The following is a 21,547-nucleotide window of genomic DNA, read 5'->3' as shown; positions in this document are numbered from 1 at the left end:
CCACGGGGAGTGTCGGTCAGACAGGGGAGACGACAAGCATGGCATCGCGCCGCGACGAGCTGAACGCCTACACCTTCGCCCGCAAGCGCACGGTCGGGGCCTTCCTGCTGCCCGGTGGCGGCGGAAGCGACGAGGACGCGCCGCGGCCGCTCAAGGCGGTCCTGCCGAGTGTCGTCGTGGGGGCGCTGGTGGTCGGCGGGTTCGGGGTCTGGGGGGTGTTCAAGCCGAGCGCCCCGGTGGGCTGGGACAACGGCAAGAACATCATCCAGGGCAAGCAGAGCACCACCCGGTACGTGGTGCTGCCGGATCCGGACGGCAAGACCAGGCGGCTGCACCAGGTGCTCAACATGGCCTCGGCGCGGCTGGTGCTGCCGGCCGACGCCAAGGTGGTGGTGGTGGCCGACGACGTGCTCGACCGCTACCCCAACCACGGCCCGACGATCGGCATCCCGTACGCGCCGGACAAGCTGCCGACCAAGGAGAACGTCAGCAAGCCGATGAAGTGGTCGGTCTGCGACCGCCCGGGCTCGGACGACCGCCAGGAGACCGTCAACCAGGCCGTGTTCGTGGCCGGCGGCGCCGACGCGAAGGCGCTTGAGGCCAAGGACCGGGTGCTCGACGTCGACCAGGCGCTGCTGGTGCAGCAGGTGGACGAGCAGCAGGTCTCCGTGCAGCCGGGCACGGGACAGGCGCCGGTCGCCCAGGCCAAGTTGAAGCTCTTCCTGATCGACGCGAAGGGCCGCAAGCACGCCATCGGCGCCGAGGGCGACCCGGACAGCACCCGGACGCAGCTGATGGGCGCGATCTTCGGCTCGATGGCCGCCCCGCAGCGGGTGAAGAAGGACTGGCTGGACACCCTGGTGGCCGGCAGCGACATCGTCTTCCCGAAGATCGACGGTCTGGGTGCCAACTCGTCGGTGACGCTGCAGAAGCCGGAGGACCGCAAGGTCGGCCGGCTGGTCCGGTTCGGTGAGCGGTACTACGTGGTGGGCAAGGACAAGCTGCTCCAGATCACCCCCTTCCAGGCCGAACTGATCAGGCAGAACCCGCTGTTGCAGCCGCTCTACAACCAGGACGCGGACAAGACCCCGCGGGTGAGTGACATGACGCCGGCCGACCACGCCGCCTTCAAGAGCGACACCCTGCTGATGGGCGAGGGCGCCGGTGACTGGCCGACCAGGACCGGCGCGCCGGCCAACAACTGGCAGGCCCCGAAGGACGCCAGGATGGTGGTCTGCAGCACCTTCGACGGGGTGGCGGAGGACGGCCGGACGCCGCGCCGCAGCGTCTGGGCCGGGCCGGACTATCCGGTGAAGTACAGCAGTGGCGCCGTCTCCGCCCATGTGACGCCAGGTCACGGGCTGTACTACCGCGCGCTGGACAACGGCGCGGACGGCTCCGGCAGCGACTACCTGATCACCGAGACCGGCCTGCGCTACGCCGTCCCGGCCAACAGCACCGGCGGCAAGGGCGGCGCCCCGACCACGGCCCCGGGCCGGCCGAGCCCGAGCGCGGCGGTGAAGACGCCGTCGGCCCAGCCCACCGACCAGGCCGCGCCGCAGCAGCCGGAGGAGGTCGGCGGCAACCAGGCCAGGCTCGGCTACCAGGGTCTGCAGCCGGCGCCCGTACCGGTGCAGTGGTCGAACCTGGTCCCGGCCGGTCCGGCGCTGAACTCGAAGAGTGCGACGCAGCAGCAGAACGCCTGACGGGCGGGCCTCGTAAAGGAATTGGCCGCTGTGTCATGGTCTGGTAACTAGCCGTCTCCCGGTGTTGGGCGAGCTGCGTGTGCCGACTACAGTGCTGCAGGACATCACGCCGTGATGCGACGGGGTGGCCGGAAACGGCCCTCCGGACACAATGTCTGTCTCATGGGGGACGGTAGAGCATGGGTCAGTTCAAGACGACCGCTCAGGAAATGATGGCCTTCGCCAAGCACATGGACGAGGTCATCAACAAGATCGACGGTGAGATCAAGGGCCTCAACACCCTGGTCGACTCGGTCAAGGGCGGCTGGCAGGGCCAGGCTGCCCAGGCCTACACCAACCTGCAGCGCGACTTCAACGAGGACGCGGTCAAGCTGAACCAGTCGCTGAAGGCGATCAAGGACGCGATCGAGATCACGACCAAGCAGTACTCGGCCACCGACGCGGACCAGCAGGCCGCGTTCAAGGCCTGATCCGCCTCTGCCGGGTAATCATCGACGTCCCCGCTGAGGGACGGCGTCGTCATCCAGACCAGGAGACATCGTGGCCGACCACATCCTCGTTAACTTCGAGCACGTCCGTAGCGCCGGCACCCAGGTCCGCAACACCGCGAACCAGATCAAGCAGCAGCTCGAGGAGCTGAAGTCGGGCGTCAACAAGATCGCCCAGAGCTGGGAGGGTGTCGCGCAGGAGGGCTACCGCGCCCACCAGGCCCAGTGGGACCAGCGCGCCGCCCACCTCCAGGAGACCCTGGCGAAGATCGCCAGCGCCCTGGACAGCGCGGCCGACAGCTACAACAGCACCGAGCAGAACAACCAGAAGCTCTGGGGCTGACAGAGCCTTCTGCCCCGTCAGGGGCGCGTAGGACTCCGCCGAGGGGCGGGTGCCCGAGCCACGGGCACCCGCCCCTGGCGCGCAACACGGGTGGACGACATGAGGGGTGGCAGGGTGTCCGTGGTCACGTACCGGAAGGCGGCCGCGGCGGTGGCCGCGCTCGCGGTGCTCGGCGGTCCGCTGGCCGCCCCGGCGTACGCGGACGGGCCCGGCATCGCCGCGGCCGGCGACTGCTCCAAGAGCGCCCAGAACGTGCAGGCCGTGCCGTGGTCGCTGCAGCGCATGGTGCTCGACGAGCTCTGGCAGGGCGGCCGGACCACCGGTGCGGGCGTGATGGTCGCGGTCATCGACACCGGCGTGGACGACCAGAACCCGCAGCTGGCCAAGAAGGTCACCGACGGCGGCTCGCTGCTGAAGGAGAAGGACGGCCGCAAGCCCGAGGGCGGCGGCAACGTCGACCCGGTCGGCCACGGCACCAAGGTGGCCGGCATCGTCGCCGCCGCGCGCAGCGACCAGACCGGCTTCGTCGGACTCGCCCCGGACGCCGCCATCCTGTCGCTGCGCCAGAACGACGCGGAGGGCAGCGGCGACGTCCACACCCTGGTGGACGCGATCAACCAGGCGGTCCAGAAGGGCGCCAAGGTCATCAACATCTCCCAGGACGTGCGCGGCGCGGGCGACACCAAGTTCGCCGGCTACGCGGAGCTGAAGGCCGCCGTCGAGGCCGCCGAGGCCAGCAACGTCGTGGTGGTCGCCTCCACCGGCAACGACGGGAAGAAGGGCGACACCTACCCGGCGGCCTTCCCGACCGTGCTCGCCGTCGGCGCCTCCGACCGCAACAACGAGCGCGCCCCGTTCTCCCAGTACGGCGACTTCGTGGACGTCGCCGCCCCCGGCGTCGACATGCTCTCCACCGTCCCGCACGGCGGCCAGTGCGTCGACAACGGCACCAGCTTCGCCGCGCCCTACGTCGCCGGGCTGGCCGCGCTGCTGGTCGGCGCGCACCCCTCGTGGAAGCCGCGGCAGGTCCGGGCCTGGATCGAGCAGACCGCGCAGCGCACCGACCACAAGGCCAACGAGTACGTCGGCTGGGGCGTGGTGGACCCGGTGAAGGCCGTCACCAAGGCGCCCGACGTGGCCCCGGAGACCGCCACCGAGGACAAGCCGGTCGAGCTGGCCGCCGCCCCGATCGTGCCGCAGCCGGTCGGCCTCGGCGAGACCCAGGCCGACCGCGACCGCCGCACCGCGACCTACGTGTTGGGCATCGGCGCCCTGCTCGTCGCCCTGCTCATCGGCGGCGGCGTCGTCCTGCGCGACCGCCGCCGCACCACCCCCGCGGACTGACCCGCAAGATCCTTCCTTCCGCCTCGCGCGCGGACGACGGAAGTGCCCCGGGCGAGGGGGAGCCCGGGGCACTTCCGTGTGGGGGAGCGGTGGTGGTCGGTGCGCCTCAGGCCTGCTGCTGGTCCTCGGGGAGGGTGATCACCCAGTGGGTGGCCTGCCGGGGACGCAGGTAGAAGAGCCAGTAGAGGGTGGCGGCGGCGGTGATGCCGCCGGTCCACAGCAGCGGCTCGGTGTCCAGCTGGGTGATGATGTAGACCAGCACCACGATCAGCAGCGCGGGGACGGCCGGCCAGAGCGGCATCCGCCAGGCGGCGGCGTGCTTGTGGTGGTTGCGGCGCGACAGCAGTGCGGCGACGGCGACCAGCAGGTACATCCCGGTGACGGCGACGCCGGTGATCTCGCTGAGCAGCTCGCCCTTGACGAAGCAGAGCGCGGCGCCCGGCAGGCCGACGGCCAGGGTGGCGACCCAGGGGGAGCCGAACCGGCCGAGGGTGGCGAAGGCCTTGTTGACCGGCTCGGGCCAGGCCTTGTCGCGGGCCGAGGCGAACAGCACCCGGGAGTTCTGGATCACCATGACGATGCCGGCGTTGATGATGGCCAGCGCGACGCAGAGGCTGATGAAGGTGCCGACGGCGGAGTTGCTCCAGGCGGTGACCAGGCCGGAGATGTCGCCGGAGCTCAGGGTCGCCAGGTCGGGGGCGCCCATGGTGATGGCGGCGACCGGGACGAGGATGACGGCGGCGGAGATGGCCAGCGTCCAGAGCACGGTGCGCGAGACGTTGCGGCGGGGGTTCTCCAGCTCCTCGGAGAGGTAGACCGCGGTGGAGAAGCCCTGGGTGATGAAGAGGGCGATGCCGAGCGCGCCGACGATGGCGCCGATGCTCACCGTGGTGACGGCGCCGTCCTCACCGGCGACCACGCCGTGCAGCATGCTCGGGGCGCCGCTGTTGGCGTGGGCGAAGCCGAGCACCGAGACGACGCCGGCCGCGACGACCTCCAGGACCAGGAAGATGCCGGTGATCCAGGCGTTGGCGCGCAGGTCCAGCAGGCCGGCCAGGGTGGCGGCGAGCATCACCGCGGCGCCGGCGATCGCCTTGTCGACGTGCAGCACCGGGGCGAGGTAGTCGGCGGTGCCGAGGGCGATCACTGAGGGGACGATCAGCACCACGATCAGCGAGAGCACGAAGACCAGCCAGCCGGCCAGCCGGCCCGCCAGGGTGCCGACCATCGCGTACTCGCCGCCGGCGCTGGGGATCAGGGTGCCGAGCTCGGAGTAGCAGAAGGCGACCGCGATGCAGAGCACCGAGCCGATCGCGATCGCCAGCGCGGTGGCGCTGCCGATGCTGGAGAACAGCTCGGGGACGATCACGAAGAGCGTGGACGCCGGGGTCACGCAGGAGAGCGTCAGGAGGGTGCCGCCGACGACGCCGATCGAGCGCTTGAGCGTCTGGGGGGAGGCGTTCGCGCCCTCGGCGGCCGTGGCGGGGGCTACGGCGCGTGGCGGGCGAAGCGTGTCGGTCATCTGGCATCCGATCGACTCTGGGCGGTCCTGGAGTGGGAGCGGTATCGCCTCCGCTGGCTGGTGCTGTCGGTCTCGGTCCTGTCGCTCCCGGGTCGCCATGGAACCTTGGCCGTAAAGAGTGCGTCAATGGCGGAAATGCTTCGGAATCCGTTGCGGCCGAGGGCATAAACATGCGATCCGATGATCACTCATGGTCATTGCGATATATGTCCGACTTGTTACCTTCCCCACATGGCGCTTGAATCCAAGGTGAACCGCGGATTGCGGCCAGCCTTTCGAAGGCGCTGCCCCGGTGTGGGTCTGGCTCGCCCAGGCGCCGTCGGCCGGCCCCGGGGCCGGCCGGCCGGGTACGGGAACCGCAGCGGTGGGCCCGAAAGATCTAGGTAACGTTTCGGCACGTGGGACGCCGAAGGGCCGGGCTCCCGAGGAGCCCGGCCCTTCGATCACCGTCCGTGACCGCCGCCGGAGGCGGCCACGCATACCGGGCCGTGCCCGGACCGGACTAGGCCGACGGCAGCCAGCCCGTCTGGACCATCTGGCCGTTGGTCGCCCGGCGCGAGACGAACACGCCGCGGCCCGGCGGCAGCGGCTGCGGCTTGACCGTGCCCAGCAGCGCGCCCTCGTCCTTGTTCCCGGACAGGATCACGCCCTGGCCGCCCAGCTCCCGCATCCGCTGCATCACCGGCTCGTACAGCGAGCGCCCGGCACCGCCGGCGCTGCGGGCGATGATCACTCGCAGGCCGATGTCCCGCGCGAACGGCAGGAACTCGGCCAGCGGCCCCAGCGGGTTGCCCGAGCTCGTCGCCACCAGCTCGTAGTCGTCCACGATCACGAACATGTCCTTGCCGCTGTACCAGCTGCGGTTGCGCAGCTGCTCGGCGGTCACGTCCGGGCCCGGCAGACGGCGCGAGCAGGCCCCGCGCAGCATCTCCACGATGCTGGTCATGGCCGGCTGCGCGGCCGCGTACTCCACCAGGTACTCCTGCGGCACCACGCCGAGCAGTGCGCGCCGGTAGTCGCCGACCACGATGCCCGCCTGGTCCGGCGTGTACCGCTCGGTGATCTGCTTGATCAGCATCCGCAGCAGCGCGGACTTCCCGGACTCGGTGTCGCCGAAGACGATGAACAGCGGGTCCGTCTCGAAGTTGACGAAGGCCGGCGCCAGCTCCACCTCGTCCACGCCGAACGAGACCCCGCGCTCGGGGTGCTCGAAGCCCTTCGGCAGCGAGTGCCCGTCCAGCACCGCCGGCAGCATCCGGACCTGCGGCGCGCGCGGGCCCGTCCAGGCCGCGTTGACCGCGGCGACCAGCCCGGCCACGCCGTCCTGCAGGTCGTCCACCGAGTTCGAGCCGTCCAGCCGCGGCAGGCCGGAGAGGAAGTGCAGCCGGTCCGGCGTGACACCGCGGCCCGGCATGGACGGCACGCTCTGCGCCACCTTCCGGTCCACCTCGGACTCCATCGCGTCACCGAGCTTCAGCTCGGTCCGGTTCTGCAGCAGGTCCTTCAGCGCCGGGCGGACCTCCGCGTAGCGGGCGGCGGTGATGATCACGTGGACGCCGTAGCCGAGACCGCGCTGCGCGATGTCGCCGATCACCCCCTCCAGCATCTCGAACTCCTGCTTGAAGGTGTTCCAGCCGTCGATCGCGAGGAACACGTCGCCGAACTGCTCGTCCGGCAGCTGCCCGGCCGCCCGGCGGGCCCGGTACGTCGCGATCGAGTCGATCCCGGTCGCCCGGAACAGCTCCTCGCGCCGGTTCAGCACCCCGTGCACCTCGCTGATCATGCGGCGCACCTTCTCGACGTCCAGCCGGCCCGCGACCCCGCCGACGTGCGGCAGGTCCTGCAGCGACTGGAAGCCGCCGCCGCCGAAGTCCAGCAGGTAGAACTGCGCCTCCAGCGGGGTGTGGGTCAGCGCGAACGCCGTCACCGTCGTGCGCACCAGCGTCGACTTGCCGGAGCGCGGACCGCCCACGATCAGGCCGTGGCCGGCCGCACCCGAGTAGTTCTGGTGCAGCACGTCGCGCCGCTGGTCGCGCGGCCGGTCCACGATGCCGACCGGCACCTCCAGCCGGCCCAGCGCACCGAAGCCCGGCGAGGTCAGACCGCGCTCGGCGGTCGCCTGCAGCGGCGGCAGCAGCTGGTCCACGCTCGGCGCCTCGTCCAGCGGCGGCAGCCACACCTGGTGCGCGGCCGGGCCCTGCCCCGCCATCCGCTGCACGAACACGTCCAGCACGGTGTCCACCAGCGCGTCGTCCGGCTCCTCCGCCACCGGCTCGACCTCCTGCACCGGCGGCTCCAGCACCGGCACCTCCGCCGCGGTGAACAGCACCGGCTGCACCGTCACCAGCCGCCCGCCGGTCGCGCGCTGCTGGCCCGGCGCCCGGTACGGCCCGGAGACGTACGCGGCCTTGAACCGGTCCATCACGTCGGTGCCGAACTTCAGGTAGCCGACACCCGGCACCGGCGGCAGGTGGTACGCGTCCGGCACCCCGAGCGCCGCCCGCGACTCCGCCGCCGAGAAGGTCCGCAGACCGATCCGGTACGACAGGTAGGTGTCCAGGCCGCGCAGCTTGCCCTCCTCCAGGCGCTGCGAGGCCAGCAGCAGGTGCACGCCCAGCGAACGGCCGATCCGGCCGATCTGGATGAACATCTCGATGAAGTCCGGCTTCGCGGTGAGCAGCTCGGAGAACTCGTCGATGATCAGCACCAGCGAGGGCAGCGGGTCCAGCGCCGCACCCGCCGCGCGGGCCCGCTCGTACTCGTGCAGGTTGGCGTAGTTGCCCGCCGAACGCAGCAGCTCCTGGCGGCGGTTCAGCTCGCCCTCGATCGCGTCCCGCATGCGGTCGACCAGGGTGAGCTCGCCCTCCAGGTTGGTGATCACCGCGGAGGTGTGCGGCATGTCCGCCATGCCGGCGAAGGTCGCGCCGCCCTTGAAGTCGGCGAGGACGAAGTTCAGGATCTCCGAGGAGTGCGTCATCGCCAGCGCCAGCACCAGAGTGCGCAGCAGCTCCGACTTGCCGGAGCCGGTCGCGCCGACGCACAGGCCGTGCGGGCCCATGCCCTCCAGCGCCGCCTCCTTGATGTCCAGGTAGACGTGCTCGCCGCCGGCCCCGACCCCGATCGGCACCCGCAGCTTCTCGTGCTGCGCCCGCGGCCGCCAGCTGCGCGACACGTCGAAGGAGCCCGGGTCGCCCGAGCTCATCAGGTCGGTGAAGTCGAGGTTGGACAGCAACGGCTCGTCGTCGCCGCCCGCCGAGATCCGGTACGGCGCCAACTGCCGTGCCAGCGCCTCCGACTGCCAGGCCGACAGGGTGTCCGGCTTGCCGGAGTAGGTGGCGCCCGAGGCCGAGCGGAGCACCAGCTGCTCCGGGCTCACCGTGACGATGAGGTGGCCGGTCGGCTCGTCCAGGTCGCCCGGGACCACCTCGATGATGGTCACCCCGTGCACGCCCTCCGGGCCCGCCAGCAGCGAGTCGTGCGGCACCGAGGCGCCGTCCATGACCACCACGATGTGCGGCTGCTCCGTCGTCGGCGCGGCGTCCCGCACGAACCGCTGGCGGCCCGCCAGTTCGTCCTGGAGCAGGTACTCCAGCTCACCGAGGCCGGTCGCGATCAGCCGCCGCGAGCCCGCGCCGTCGTTCTCCTTGCGGTGCTGGTTGTGCGGGAGCCACTTGGTCCACTCCCACTCCTCCACCGCGCCCGGCGCCGCGGCCACCGTCACCAGCAGGTCGTCCGGCGAGTGCAGCGTCGTCAACTGGGCGATCATCGCCCGCACGTTGCCGTACACGGTGTCCGGGTCCCCGCACACCGTGATGTGGTAGAAGGCGCGCAGCGACACCGCCAACGGCAGGTCCTGCAGGGTGCCGTGGGCCTTGAGGAAGGTGTGCATCGCGGCCGCGGAGAGCGGCTCCAGCTCGTCCATTGGCGCGGTCTGCGGCGCCACCAGCGGCGTCGACAGCTGCACCGGCCCGCGGCCGACCCGGATCTGCGCGAAGTCGGCGTCCCCGCTGCGGCGTTCCCAGATCCGCCGGCCGTCCGCGACGATCGACCAGAGCTGGTCCGGCTCCGGGTTGAGGAACAGCTGGGCGCCGCGCTGGCGCTCGGCCGTGCGGCGCACCTGGCGGCGCATCTGCTGCAGGTACTTCAGGTAGTCGCGGCGCTCGTCGGCGGTGGCGGTCGAGCCGCCCTTGCGCGCCCGCACGATCTGGGCCAGCGCCATGCCGACCGTCGAGACGATCATCAGACCGCCCATGATCTTCATCGGGGCCGCGGCGCCGGGCGAGAAGAAGAACACCGCCGAACCGCCCATGCCGAGCATCGGAAGGATGCTCATCAGCCAGTCCTCGCCGCCCGACCGGGGCAACTCGGGTGGCGTGACCAACTCCACCGGCTCGTCCGGCACCGCCGGGGGATAGGCCCGCGCCGGGCGCTTGACCGTGATCACGCTCATGCTCCCACCCCGCAGCCTCGAACGGACAGCTCGTTCACTTCGGCATCAGCCCTCACGCAACTGGATACGTACGGGTGAGGGCGCCCCGTGTGACGCCGCCCCCGCTCCGCCGACCGCAGGCGCCCCGGGGAGGAGCGCGGCTCCTTGCCCCCGTCGCCTTGCGCAGGGGCCGATCCTACTGGTCGCCCCCGGCGACCCACCGGCGGCACCCCACCCGCCCCTGCCCGACCGGGCCCGGGAACGGAGCGGGTAGGGTAACGCCGCGCCAACTCAAGGCCGGATCGGACCAGTTCCCCGGCCCGGCGCCCGCGCAGTGCAGCAGGAGACCGACCGCCGCCCGCAGGCGGCACCGTCAACAAGGGGGAGCGCCCAGTGCGTCGAGCGATCGAGGGGTGCGCGATGAACGCCGGCGAGGTGTCAGCATGACCACGTCCGCCACCACCGGCTTCTGCCGGGTCACCGTCGTCGCACCGGACAGCCGGATCGACGTCGCCCTGCCCGAGGACGTCCCGCTCGCGGACGTCTACCCCGAGGTGCTGCGCCTGTCCGGCCAGACCCAGCCCGACGGCGCGCCGACCGGCTTCCACCTCGTCCGGCGCGATGGCACCGTCCTCGACAGCGGCCTGCCGCTCGCCGCCCAGCAGGTCCGCGACGGCGACCTGCTCAGCCTGCGCCCGTTCGCCGAATCGCTCCCGCCGGCCGTCTACGACGACGTCGCCGACGCCATCGCCACCGCCGTCGAGGCCGACCGCCGGTTCTGGAGCCCCGAGCTGATGCGGGCCTTCGGCCTCATCGGCGCCGGCGTGCTGCTCACCCTGCTCGGCTTCGCGCTCTGGTTCTCCGACCTGCGCCACGACATGCACGGCCTGCCCGGCGTGCTCTCCGGCGTCACCGCCGTGGTGCTCACCGCCCTGGCCGGCGTCCGCGCCCGGGTCTACCAGGACGCCTGGGCCGCGCTCGCCCTCGGCCTCGGCGCCCTCCCGCACGCCATGATCGGCGGCAGCGGCGTCATCGCGCCCGCCCACGCCTGGGACGGCCCGGGCCGGCTGCAGTTCCTCACCGGCTGCGTCGCCGTCCTCGTCGTCGCCGTGCTGCTGGTCGGCCTGCTGCCCGAACGCGACTCGCTGTTCGTCGCCGCCGCCTTCGTGGCCGCCGCCGGCGCACTCGCCACCTTCGCCGCCGTCCTGCTGCCCGGCACCCCGGTCGGCCACATCGCCGCCGTCACCGGCGTCGCCGCCGTCGCCGTGATCGGCTTCCTGCCCGGCCTCTCCGCCCGCTTCGCCCGGCTGCCCGTCGGCTTCAGCGCCCCCGGCCAGACCCGCACCCGCAGCCGCGACTACGACGAGGAGGCCGGCCGCGCCGAGGCCGTCCAGTACGAGCGGATCGCCCACCAGGCCCGCCGCGGCCACGAGGTCCTCGTCGGCCTGGTCGGCGGCTGCGCCGCGGTGATCGTCGGCGCCTGCGCCGTGCTCGGCTTCACCGACGCGCTCTTCCCGGAGCTGCTCGCGCTCACCCTGGGCATCGCCACCATGCTGCGCGCCCGGCTCTTCCGCTACACCGCGCAGGTCTTCAGCCTCACCATCGCGGGGCTGATCGGCCTGTCGCTGCTGATCGTCGGCCTCTCCCTGCACACCCCGCTGTTCATCCTCAAGGCCGCCAGCGCCACCGAGGTCGACCTGCGGACCATCTGGCTGGGAACCTCGATCGCCTTCGGCGCCGCGGTGCTCACCGCCATCGCCCTGGTGGTGCCCCGGCTCGGCGTCTCCCCCTTCTGGGGGCGCATCCTGGACCTGGTCGACAGCCTCACCCTGATCGCCCTCGTCCCGCTGGCGCTCGCCGTGCTCGACATCTACACCCTGGTCCGCGGCGCCACCGGCTGACCGGGCCGCCGACGGGCCGCGGGGCGGCACTGGTACGCTTGCCTTTCGAGTGCAGCCGTGTGTCCGCCCCCGGTGGGTCGCAGACCGCAGGCCGCACTCAGTCGCGACACCGAGTTCTCACAGAGTCCTGTGCCGTAGACCAGGACCGCTCGGTATCACCTCGAAGGAGTTGCAGTGGCTCTCGCCTCTGACGTCAAGAAGCAGATCATCGCCGAGTTCGGCACCAAGGAGGGCGACACCGGCTCCCCCGAGGTCCAGGTGGCCATGCTCTCCCGTCGCATCTCGGACCTGACCGAGCACCTGAAGGCCCACAAGCACGACCACCACTCGCGCCGTGGCCTGCTGATCCTGGTCGGCCAGCGTCGCCGCCTGCTGCAGTACCTGGCCAAGAAGGACATCGAGCGCTTCCGTACGCTCGTCGACCGCCTGGGCATCCGCCGCGGTGCCGCCGGCGGCGCCCGCTAAGACCGCCGCTCGGGGCGGCTCCCCACACCGGGGAGCCGCCCCTCGCGCGTATGCCGCGGCCGGTGCCGGCGGAGCACCGGACACACGACCGCGCATAACAACTCGCGCGCACCTCCCCAGGTGGCCGAGGATTGCACCGTAGGGTTGTGGGCATGCCGGGTGATGGCGCGACACCGCGCCACCCAGGCGGAAAGACCCAGACCCCCCGCGGGACGAAGGCTTCAAACGGAAGCCGCCCGCATCCGAGAGAGCGCCCAGACGCGGACCGCCCGTCCAGGCCCGGCAGCCGAGAGGCGCCGGTCCTCGGTAGTGGCCGCCGGAAGCCCCGCAGACGAGCGGGGCCCGCCGGAGGCTTCGATCGAAGACCGGCCCGACTGCCTCCCTCTGCGCAAGAGGGTCCAGGGCCACCGGCAGGCTAGCGCGGGGGCGCTCTCCCGGAGACGTACGAAAGAGGAGATCTTCCAGGTGGAAGAGAACGTGTTCTACGCCGAGGCCGTGATCGACAACGGTTCCTTCGGCACCCGTACCATCCGCTTCGAGACCGGCCGTCTGGCCCGCCAGGCCGCCGGCTCCGCCGTCGCCTACCTCGACGACGACACCATGGTCCTGTCGGCCACCAGCGCGTCCAAGCAGCCGAAGGAGCACTTCGACTTCTTCCCGCTGACCGTCGACGTCGAGGAGCGGATGTACGCCGCGGGCCGCATCCCCGGCTCGTTCTTCCGTCGTGAGGGCCGGCCCTCCGAGGACGCCATCCTCACCTGCCGCCTGATCGACCGCCCGCTGCGCCCGTCCTTCGTCAAGGGCCTGCGCAACGAGGTCCAGGTCGTCGTCACCGTGATGGCCCTCAACCCGGACCACCTGTACGACGTGGTGGCCATCAACGCCGCCTCCGCCTCCACCCAGCTGGCCGGCCTGCCGTTCTCCGGCCCCATCGGTGGCGTCCGCGTCGCGCTGATCAAGGGCCAGTGGGTGGCCTTCCCGACCCACAGCGAGCTGGAGTCGGCCGTCTTCGACATGGTCGTCGCCGGTCGCGTCCTGCCGGACGGCGACGTCGCGATCATGATGGTCGAGGCCGAGGCCACCGACAAGACCATCAAGCTGGTCGCCGACGGCGCCGAGGCCCCGACCGAGGAGATCGTCGCCGCCGGTCTGGACGCCGCCAAGCCGTTCATCAAGGTGCTCTGCGCCGCCCAGGCCCAGCTGGCCGCCCAGGCCGCCAAGCCGACCGGCGAGTTCCCGGTCTTCCTGGACTACCAGGACGACGTGCTGGCCGCGCTGACCGCCGCCGTCAAGGACGAGCTCGCCCAGGCCCTCACCATCGCGGGCAAGCAGGAGCGCAACAACGAGCTCGACCGCGTCAAGGCGCTGGCCGCCGAGAAGCTGCTGCCGGAGTTCGAGGGCCGCGAGAAGGAGATCAGCGCCGCCTACAACGCGCTGACCAAGAAGATCGTCCGCGAGCGCGTCATCAAGGACAAGGTCCGCATCGACGGCCGCGGCGTCACCGACATCCGCACCCTGGCCGCCGAGGTCGAGGCCATCCCGCGCGTCCACGGCTCCGCCCTGTTCGAGCGCGGCGAGACCCAGATCCTGGGCGTCACCACGCTGAACATGCTCCGCATGGAGCAGCAGCTCGACACGCTCTCCCCGGAGACGCGTCGCCGCTACATGCACAACTACAACTTCCCGCCGTACTCGGTCGGCGAGACCGGCCGCGTGGGCTCGCCCAAGCGCCGCGAGATCGGCCACGGCGCGCTGGCCGAGCGGGCGATCCTGCCCGTGCTGCCGACCCGCGAGGAGTTCCCCTACGCGATCCGCCAGGTCTCCGAGGCGCTCAGCTCCAACGGCTCCACCTCGATGGGCTCGGTCTGCGCCTCCACCATGTCGCTGCTGAACGCCGGTGTGCCGCTGAAGGCCGCCGTCGCCGGCATCGCCATGGGCCTGATCTCGCAGGAGATCGACGGCGAGACCCACTACGTCGCGCTGACCGACATCCTGGGCGCCGAGGACGCGTACGGCGACATGGACTTCAAGGTCGCCGGTACCCGCAACTTCATCACCGCGCTGCAGCTGGACACCAAGCTCAACGGCATCCCGGCGTCGGTGCTGGCCGCCGCGCTGAAGCAGGCCCGCGACGCCCGCCTGCACATCCTCGACGTGATGAACGAGGCCATCGACGCGCCCGACGAGATGTCGCCGAACGCGCCGCGCATCATCACCATCAAGATCCCGGTGGACAAGATCGGTGAGGTCATCGGCCCCAAGGGCAAGATGATCAACCAGATCCAGGAGGACACCGGCGCGGACATCACCATCGAGGACGACGGCACCATCTACATCGGTGCGGTCGACGGCCCCTCGGCGGAGGCTGCCCGTACGACGATCAACCAGATCGCCAACCCGACCATGCCGGAGGTCGGCGAGCGCTACCTGGGCACCGTGGTCAAGACCACGACGTTCGGCGCGTTCGTCTCGCTCATGCCGGGCAAGGACGGCCTGCTGCACATCTCGCAGATCCGCAAGCTGGCCGGCGGCAAGCGCGTCGAGAACGTCGAGGACGTGCTCGGCGTCGGCACCAAGGTCCAGGTCGAGATCGCCGAGATCGACCCGCGCGGCAAGCTCTCCCTGATCCCCGTCATCGAGGGCGAGGAGGGCGGCGAGGCCGCTTCCGAGTGAAGCGCCGCTAGCCCCCATTCCTAGAGCCCGGTCGCGGCCCGCACGCCCCCGTCGGCGTGCGGGCCGCACCCGGTTGTTCACCCATGCTTTCTACGGAGGTACCCCCGTGGCCCACGCCTCGGCGGCGAAGCAGCGCCCCGGCACCACCCGGACCCTGCTCAAGGGCGCGGACGGCGCCGGCACGGTGCGCCGCACCGTCCTCCCCGGCGGCCTGCGGGTCGTCACCGAGACCCTTCCGACGGTGCGCTCCGCGACCTTCGGCATCTGGGTCGGCGTCGGCTCGCGGGACGAGACCCCGCAGCTGAACGGGGCCACCCACTACCTGGAGCACCTGCTCTTCAAGGGCACCGAGCGGCGCAGCGCGCTGGACATCTCGGCCGCCCTGGACGCGGTCGGCGGCGAGATGAACGCCTTCACCGCGAAGGAGAACACCTGCTACTACGCGCGGGTGCTCGACACCGACCTGCCGCTGGCCATCGACGTGGTCTGCGACATGCTCACCGGTTCGCTGATCCGCCCCGAGGACGTGGAGGCCGAGCGCGGCGTCATCCTCGAAGAGATGGCGATGGCCGAGGACGACCCGGGCGACGTGGTGCACGACCTCTTCGCCAAGGTGATCTTCGGCAGCGGCCCGCTCGGCCGCCCGATCCTCGGCACCCAGGAGACCATCAAGGCGCTCACCCGGGACCAGATCGCCGGCTTCTTCCACCGCCGCTACCGGCCCGAGCACCTGGTCGTCGCCGCGGCCGGCAACCTGGACCACCGCAAGGTCGTCCGGCAGGTCGAGCGCGCCTTCGCCCCGCTGCTGGCCAAGTCGGACGCCGGCCCCGCCGAGGCCCGGCGCGGCGTCAAGGCGCTGCGCACGGCCGGCAAGGTCGAGGTGCTCAACCGCGGCACCGAGCAGGCCCACCTGGTGCTCGGCGTGCCCGGTGTGCCCCGGCACGACGAGCGCCGCTGGGCGATGGGCGTGCTCAACGCGGCCCTCGGCGGCGGCATGAGCTCGCGGCTCTTCCAGGAGGTCCGGGAGAAACGAGGCCTGGCCTACTCGGTGTACTCCTACTCCTCGTCCTACGCGGACAGCGGCCTCTTCGGCATCTACGCCGGCTGCCAGCCCAAGCGTGTCGAGGAGGTGCTGCGGATCTGCCGCGAGGAGCTCGCCAAGGTGGTCGCCGACGGCATCACCGAGGAGGAGCTGCAGCGGGCGATCGGCCAGATCTCCGGCTCCACCGTGCTCGGCATGGAGGACACCGGCTCGCTGATGAACCGGATCGGCAAGGCCGAGCTGAGCTACGGCCACCACCTCTCGGTCGACGACATGCTCGCGAAGATAGCGGCCGTCACCCTGGAGGACGTCCACGAGGTGGCCCGCGACGTGCTCGGCGCCCACCGGCCGTCGCTGGCGCTGATCGGCCCGATCACCGACAAGCGGGCCGCCAGGCTCGCCGACCTGCTGGCCTGAAGGGAACACTCACCATGACGCTGCGTGTCGCCGTGATCGGCGCCAAGGGCCGGATCGGCTCCGAGGCGGTCAAGGCTGTCGAGGCCGCGCCCGACCTGGAGCTGGTCGCCGCCCTGGGCCGGGAGTCCAAGCCGGAGGAGCTCACCGAGGCCGGAGTGCAGGTCGCCGTCGAGCTGACCCACCCCGACTCGGTGCTGCCCAACCTCGACTACTGCCTGCACCACGGCATCCACGTGGTCACCGGCACCACCGGCTGGACCGAGGAGCGGCTCGCCACCGTCCGCGGCTGGCTCGACGAGGCACCGGGGCTCGGCCTGCTGATCGCCCCGAACTTCTCCATCGGTGCCGTGCTCGGCATGAAGTTCGCGCAGACCGCCGCCCAGTACTTCGAGTCGGTCGAGGTGGTCGAGCTGCACCACGACCGCAAGGCCGACGCGCCCAGCGGCACCGCCACCCGCACCGCGCAGCTGATCGCCGCGGCCCGCGCCGAGGCCGGCCGCCCGCGCCAGCAGGACCCGACCACGCACAGCCTGCCCGGCGCCCGCGGCGCCGACGTGGACGGGGTGCCGGTGCACGCCGTCCGGCTGCGCGGCCTGCTCGCCCACCAGCAGGTGATGTTCGGCGACACCGGCGAGACCCTCACCATCCGGCACGACTCGCTGCACCACAGCAGCTTCATGCCGGGCATCCTGCTCGGCGTGCGCAAGGTCGTGGAGACCCCCGGGCTCACCCTGGGCCTTGAGAACTTCCTGGACCTGTGACCGTGCCGGCCCCCTGGAGTACGACGTGACCTCCCGTACCGGCTTCTTCGTCCTCGCCGGCGTGCTGCTGCTGGTGGCGCTGATCTGCGTGGGCGAGGGCGTCCAGCTGATCGCCACCGGCAAGCCGCTCGGCATCGGCATGGGGCTCTGCGCCTTCGTCATCCCGGTGATCGGCATCTGGTTCCTGCGCCAGACCGTCCGCTTCGGGCGCGACAGCGAGCGGCTGGCCCGCGAGCTGGAGGCCGAGGGCGGCCTGCCGGTGGACGAGCTGAAGCGCACCGCCGGCGGGCGGATCGACCGGGACTCCGCCGACGAGGTGTTCGCCCGCCGCAAGGCCGAGGCCGAGGCGGCCCCCGGCGACTGGCGGACCTTCTTCCGCCTCGCGGTCGCCTACGCCGACGCCGGCGACACCCCCCGGGCCCGCAAGACCATGCAGCACGCGATCCGGCTGCACCGCACGACCGGCACCACCCGCACCACCATCGACAACCCTGCGAGGAGCAGCGCGTGAGCGACGAACCGACGGCCCCCCAGTTCCGCAGCGACGTGACCGTGGAGCTCGTCCGCAGCGCCGCGGCCGACTCGGACGTCATCTGGGCGGCCCGGGTCTCGACGGCGGGGGAGCAGTCCCTGGAGGCGCTCCAGCAGGACCCGGAGAAGTCCAAGGGCCTGATCAACTACCTGATGCGGGACCGCCACGGCACGCCGTTCGAGCACAACTCGATGACCTTCTTCATCAGCGCGCCGATCTTCGTCTTCCGCGAGTTCCACCGCCACCGCAGCGGCTGGTCGTACAACGAGGAGTCCGGCCGCTACCGCGAGCTGCAGCCGGTCTTCTACGTGCCGGGCGAGGACCGCAAGCTGGTCCAGGAGGGCCGCCCGGGCCGCTACGAGTTCGTCGAGGGCACCCCCGAGCAGCACAAGACCGTCACCGGGGCGATGGAGACGGCCTACCGCGAGGCGTACGGGCGCTACCGGGAGATGCTGGACGCCGGCGTCGCCCGCGAGGTGGCCCGGGCGGTGCTGCCGGTCGGCCTCTTCTCCTCCATGTACGCGACCTGCAACGCCCGCTCGCTGATGCACTTCCTGTCGCTGCGGACCAAGAAGGAGAACGCCGCCGTGCCGTCCTTCCCGCAGCGCGAGATCGAGATGGTCGCCGAGCAGATGGAGGAGCAGTGGGCCCGGCTCATGCCGCTCACCCATGCGGCCTTCGAGAAGCACGGCCGAGTCGCCCCCTGACCTGGGGTGACAGGCATATGGGCGGCTTGCCTGGCATGTCTGGATTGCGGCTTTTCTGGCCGCTCCCTACGCTCGTGACACGGATTCCGGTGCTGCATGAACCCCCGAGCATGCAGCACCGGAATCCCACGTTTCCGCCGCCCGTGCGCTACACCTGTCCGAACCCTGGACCGGCCTGGGTACCGCCCCACCGCCTACGAGTAGCTTTGGACGCATGGCTCCGACCTCCACCCCCCAGACGCCCTTCGGCCGGGTCCTGACCGCGATGGTGACGCCGTTCACCGCTGACGGCGGGCTCGACCTCGACGGCGCCCAGCGCCTCGCCGCACACCTCGTCGACTCCGGCAACGACGGCCTCGTCGTCAACGGCACCACCGGCGAGTCCCCGACCACCAGCGACGCCGAGAAGGCCGACCTCGTCCGCGCCGTGGTGGAAGCGGTGGGGGACCGCGCCCACGTGGTGGCCGGCGTCGGCACCAACGACACGCACCACAGCGCCGATCTGGCCCGCCAGGCCGAGGCCGCCGGAGCCCACGGCCTGCTCGTCGTCACCCCGTACTACAGCAAGCCCCCGCAGGAGGGCCTGTACCGGCACACCACGCACATCGCCGACGCCACCGAGCTGCCGGTGATGCTCTACGACATCCCCGGCCGCAGCGGCGTGGCGCTGAGCCACGAGACGCTGGTCCGGCTCGGCGAGCACCCGCGGATCGTCGCCAACAAGGACGCCAAGGGCGACCTCGGCGCCGCCGCCTGGGCGATCGCCCGCTCCGACCTCGCCTGGTACTCCGGCGACGACATCCTCAACCTGCCGCTGCTCTCCGTCGGAGCCGTCGGTGTGGTGAGCGTGGTCGGGCACGTGGTGGCCGGCGAGCTGCGCAGCATGATCGAGGCCTACCTGGCCGGCGATGTGTCCAAGGCCACGGCGATCCACCAGAGCCTGCTCCCGGTCTTCACCGGTATCTTCCGCACCCAGGGCGTGATCCTCACCAAGGCCGCGCTGGAGCTCCAGGGCCTGCCCGCCGGACCGCTGCGGCTTCCGCTGGTCGGCGCGACCGCCGAGGAGATCGTCCAATTGAAGAAGGATCTCGCCGCAGGCGGGGTAAACCTGTAGCAGACACAGACGTGCGCGCCCCGGCTCGCCGGACCTCCCGGAGGTCTGCCGCTGAACCGGACGAAGGCGCGAGAGCACCGACCCAATAGGAAACCGACACTGAGTACGCACGCCATATGTCTCGCGGGGGAGGACCCCGGGCATATGGCGTGCGTCGTGAGGAGAGTCTTTTGAGCCACCCGCATCCCGAACTCGGCGCGCCTCCGGCCCTGAAGGAGGGCGCCCTCCGCATCACTCCGCTCGGCGGCCTCGGCGAGATCGGCCGCAACATGACGGTCTTCGAGTACGGGGACCGCATCCTCATCGTGGACTGCGGCGTTCTCTTCCCCGAGGACGAGCAGCCCGGCGTCGACCTGATCCTCCCGGACTTCACCTACATCCGGGACCGCCTGGACAAGGTCGACGGCATCGTCCTGACCCACGGCCACGAGGACCACATCGGCGCCGTCCCGTACCTGCTCCGGGAGAACCCGGACATCCCGCTGATCGGCTCGAAGCTCACCCTCGCCCTGATCGAGGCCAAGCTCGCCGAGCACCGCATTCGCCCCTACGTCCTGGAGGTCGCCGAGGGCGATCGCGAGCGGATCGGCCCCTTCGACTGCGAGTTCATCGCGGTCAACCACTCCATCCCGGACGCCCTGGCCGTCGCCGTGCGCACCCCCGCCGGCATGGTGGTCGCCACCGGCGACTTCAAGATGGACCAGCTGCCGCTCGACGGCCGCCTGACCGACCTCCCGACCTTCGCCAAGCTGGCCGAGGAGGGCATGGACCTGCTGCTGGTGGACTCCACCAACGCCGAGGTCCCCGGCTTCATCCCGCACGAGCGGGACATCTCCGCCGCGCTGCGGAACGTCTTCGCCAACGCCGACCGGCGGATCATCGTCGCCTCCTTCGCCAGCCACGTGCACCGCATCCAGCAGGTGCTGGACGCCGCGCACGAGTACAAGCGCAAGGTCGCCTTCGTCGGCCGCTCGATGGTGCGCAACATGGGCATCGCCCGCGACCTCGGCTACCTGAAGGTGCCCGGAAACCTGATCGTCGACGTCAAGCAGCTGGACGACCTCCCGGAGAAGGAGGTCGTGCTGATCTGCACCGGCTCGCAGGGCGAGCCGATGGCCGCGCTGTCCCGGATGGCCAACCGCGACCACCAGATCCGCATCGTCGAGGGCGACACCGTCGTCCTCGCCTCCTCGCTGATCCCCGGCAACGAGAACGCCGTCTACCGGGTGATCAACGGCCTGACCCGCTGGGGCGCCAAGGTCGTGCACAAGGGCAACGCCAAGGTGCACGTCTCCGGCCACGCCTCGGCCGGCGAACTCCTGTACTTCTTCAACATCTGCAAGCCGCGCAACCTGATGCCGGTGCACGGCGAGTGGCGCCACCTGCGGGCCGCCGCCGACCTGGGCGTCCTCACCGGCGTGCCGCGCAACCGCGTGGTCATCGCCGAGGACGGCGTCTGCGTCGACCTGGAGGGCGGTGTCGCCCGCATCGTCGGCAAGGTGCAGGCCGGCTACGTCTACGTCGACGGCTCCTCGGTCGGCGACATCACCGAGGCCTCGCTCAAGGACCGCAGGATCCTCGGCGAGGAGGGCTTCATCTCGGTCTTCGTGGTGGTCGACTCCACCAACGGCAAGATTGTGGGCGGCCCGACCATCCAGGCCCGCGGATCGGGCATCGACGACAACGCGTTCGTCCCGGTGGCGACCAAGCTCCAGGAGGCGCTGGACCGCTCGGCGAGCGACGGCGTCCTGGAGATCCGCCAGGTGCAGCAGCTGGTCCGCCGGACCATCGGCAAGTGGGTGGCGGACAACTACCGTCGCCGCCCGATGATCGTGCCGGTCGTCGTCGAGGTGTGATTTGACGTGGGGCAACCCGGTGCGTAATGTTCTCCGGGTTGCCCCACGGGACGGCCCCTGCAGAACCCCTCGAATCGAATTTCGAGTGGTGAGCGGGAAAACGGCCCGAGAAACTCTGATAGAGTTCGGGAGCGCCGAAAGGCCGAAGCAAATCGGATGAATGAAACTCCGGAAAACGGAGCGGAAAACGTCTGATAAGCTGGAAACACGAAAGAACGAAGCGCCCGGAGGGCCGGTGTGAAAGCCG

15 protein-coding genes are annotated in these 21,547 nt (G+C 71.1%); 13 read left to right on the top strand and 2 right to left on the bottom strand.

Translation table 11 applies throughout. The annotated features are described in order from the left end of the window. Nucleotides 1-38: 38 nt before the first annotated feature. The 4 genes from eccB to mycP all read left to right on the top strand — a co-directional run bounded on the left by eccB (nucleotide 39) and on the right by mycP (nucleotide 3,881). On the top strand, nucleotides 39-1,706 hold the full coding sequence (gene eccB, locus ACIPSC_RS37180) for a type VII secretion protein EccB (protein ID WP_400834183.1): 1,668 nt from the start codon (nucleotides 39-41) through the stop codon (nucleotides 1,704-1,706). Nucleotides 1,707-1,885: 179 nt separating this feature from the next. Next, on the top strand, nucleotides 1,886-2,176 hold the full coding sequence (locus ACIPSC_RS37175) for a WXG100 family type VII secretion target (protein ID WP_400834180.1): 291 nt from the start codon (nucleotides 1,886-1,888) through the stop codon (nucleotides 2,174-2,176). 70 nt (nucleotides 2,177-2,246) lie between these two features. Continuing rightward, complete coding sequence (locus ACIPSC_RS37170; protein WP_400834177.1) at nucleotides 2,247-2,537, top strand: WXG100 family type VII secretion target; 291 nt, start codon at nucleotides 2,247-2,249, stop codon at nucleotides 2,535-2,537. A 114-nt stretch (nucleotides 2,538-2,651) separates the two neighbouring features. After that, a complete protein-coding gene (gene mycP, locus ACIPSC_RS37165; protein WP_400834174.1) occupies nucleotides 2,652-3,881 on the top strand; it encodes a type VII secretion-associated serine protease mycosin in 1,230 nt (409 codons plus the stop codon). Nucleotides 3,882-3,987: 106 nt separating this feature from the next. Here mycP and ACIPSC_RS37160 read toward each other — a convergent pair whose 3' ends face one another. Further along, nucleotides 3,988-5,403, bottom strand: coding sequence for an APC family permease (locus ACIPSC_RS37160; protein WP_400834171.1), 1,416 nt, complete (start codon nucleotides 5,401-5,403; stop codon nucleotides 3,988-3,990). Nucleotides 5,404-5,905: 502 nt separating this feature from the next. Further along, nucleotides 5,906-9,853 carry a type VII secretion protein EccCa gene (eccCa, locus tag ACIPSC_RS37155; RefSeq protein WP_400834168.1) on the bottom strand — a complete coding sequence of 1,316 codons (3,948 nt, stop codon included), beginning with the start codon at nucleotides 9,851-9,853 and terminating at the stop codon, nucleotides 5,906-5,908. Between the two features lie 422 nt (nucleotides 9,854-10,275). Between eccCa and eccD the strand changes: the two genes are divergently transcribed. From eccD to ACIPSC_RS37110, 9 genes are all read left to right on the top strand, one after another. Next, nucleotides 10,276-11,733 carry a type VII secretion integral membrane protein EccD gene (gene eccD, locus ACIPSC_RS37150; RefSeq protein WP_400834165.1) on the top strand — a complete coding sequence of 486 codons (1,458 nt, stop codon included), beginning with the start codon at nucleotides 10,276-10,278 and terminating at the stop codon, nucleotides 11,731-11,733. Nucleotides 11,734-11,907: 174 nt separating this feature from the next. Then, nucleotides 11,908-12,198 carry a 30S ribosomal protein S15 gene (gene rpsO, locus ACIPSC_RS37145; RefSeq protein ID WP_238741294.1) on the top strand — a complete coding sequence of 97 codons (291 nt, stop codon included), beginning with the start codon at nucleotides 11,908-11,910 and terminating at the stop codon, nucleotides 12,196-12,198. Between the two features lie 465 nt (nucleotides 12,199-12,663). Further along, nucleotides 12,664-14,871 carry a polyribonucleotide nucleotidyltransferase gene (locus ACIPSC_RS37140; RefSeq protein ID WP_400834162.1) on the top strand — a complete coding sequence of 736 codons (2,208 nt, stop codon included), beginning with the start codon at nucleotides 12,664-12,666 and terminating at the stop codon, nucleotides 14,869-14,871. Between the two features lie 106 nt (nucleotides 14,872-14,977). Beyond that, the gene (locus tag ACIPSC_RS37135; RefSeq protein ID WP_400834159.1) at nucleotides 14,978-16,330 is read left to right on the top strand and encodes a M16 family metallopeptidase; all 1,353 of its coding nucleotides are present in this window, start codon (nucleotides 14,978-14,980) and stop codon (nucleotides 16,328-16,330) included. Between the two features lie 14 nt (nucleotides 16,331-16,344). Further along, complete coding sequence (gene dapB / locus ACIPSC_RS37130; RefSeq protein ID WP_400834156.1) at nucleotides 16,345-17,091, top strand: 4-hydroxy-tetrahydrodipicolinate reductase; 747 nt, start codon at nucleotides 16,345-16,347, stop codon at nucleotides 17,089-17,091. A gap of 25 nt (nucleotides 17,092-17,116) precedes the next feature. Further along, nucleotides 17,117-17,602 carry a hypothetical protein gene (locus ACIPSC_RS37125; RefSeq protein WP_400834153.1) on the top strand — a complete coding sequence of 162 codons (486 nt, stop codon included), beginning with the start codon at nucleotides 17,117-17,119 and terminating at the stop codon, nucleotides 17,600-17,602. Further along, entirely contained in the window at nucleotides 17,599-18,330 is a 732-nt protein-coding gene (gene thyX, locus ACIPSC_RS37120; RefSeq protein ID WP_400834150.1) for an FAD-dependent thymidylate synthase, read from the top strand. Before ACIPSC_RS37125 ends, thyX begins: the two co-directional genes overlap by 4 nt. Before the next feature lie 214 nt (nucleotides 18,331-18,544). After that, nucleotides 18,545-19,444, top strand: a complete 900-nt coding sequence (gene dapA, locus ACIPSC_RS37115; RefSeq protein WP_400834147.1) for a 4-hydroxy-tetrahydrodipicolinate synthase — start codon at nucleotides 18,545-18,547, stop codon at nucleotides 19,442-19,444. Nucleotides 19,445-19,614: 170 nt separating this feature from the next. Then, nucleotides 19,615-21,300: a ribonuclease J gene (locus tag ACIPSC_RS37110; RefSeq protein ID WP_400834144.1), complete on the top strand. Its 1,686-nt coding sequence runs from the start codon at nucleotides 19,615-19,617 to the stop codon at nucleotides 21,298-21,300. Nucleotides 21,301-21,547: the final 247 nt, after the last annotated feature.

The sequence above is a fragment of the Kitasatospora sp. NPDC090091 genome (genome assembly GCF_044747365.1).
Lineage (GTDB): Bacteria > Actinomycetota > Actinomycetes > Streptomycetales > Streptomycetaceae > Kitasatospora.
Note: the sequence above shows the minus strand (reverse complement) of the source record. Positions and strands in the feature narration are given on the sequence as shown.

Excerpts from the sequence above, each read along its gene's own strand:
- eccB (WP_400834183.1), top strand. The coding sequence starts at position 39 with ATGGCATCGCGCCGCGACGAGCTGAACGCCTACACCTTCGCCCGCAAG.
- ACIPSC_RS37175 (WP_400834180.1), top strand. The coding sequence starts at position 1,886 with ATGGGTCAGTTCAAGACGACCGCTCAGGAAATGATGGCCTTCGCCAAG.
- ACIPSC_RS37160 (WP_400834171.1), bottom strand. The coding sequence starts at position 5,403 with ATGACCGACACGCTTCGCCCGCCACGCGCCGTAGCCCCCGCCACGGCC.
- eccCa (WP_400834168.1), bottom strand. The coding sequence starts at position 9,853 with ATGAGCGTGATCACGGTCAAGCGCCCGGCGCGGGCCTATCCCCCGGCG.
- eccD (WP_400834165.1), top strand. The coding sequence starts at position 10,276 with ATGACCACGTCCGCCACCACCGGCTTCTGCCGGGTCACCGTCGTCGCA.
- dapB (WP_400834156.1), top strand. The coding sequence starts at position 16,345 with ATGACGCTGCGTGTCGCCGTGATCGGCGCCAAGGGCCGGATCGGCTCC.
- dapA (WP_400834147.1), top strand. The coding sequence starts at position 18,545 with ATGGCTCCGACCTCCACCCCCCAGACGCCCTTCGGCCGGGTCCTGACC.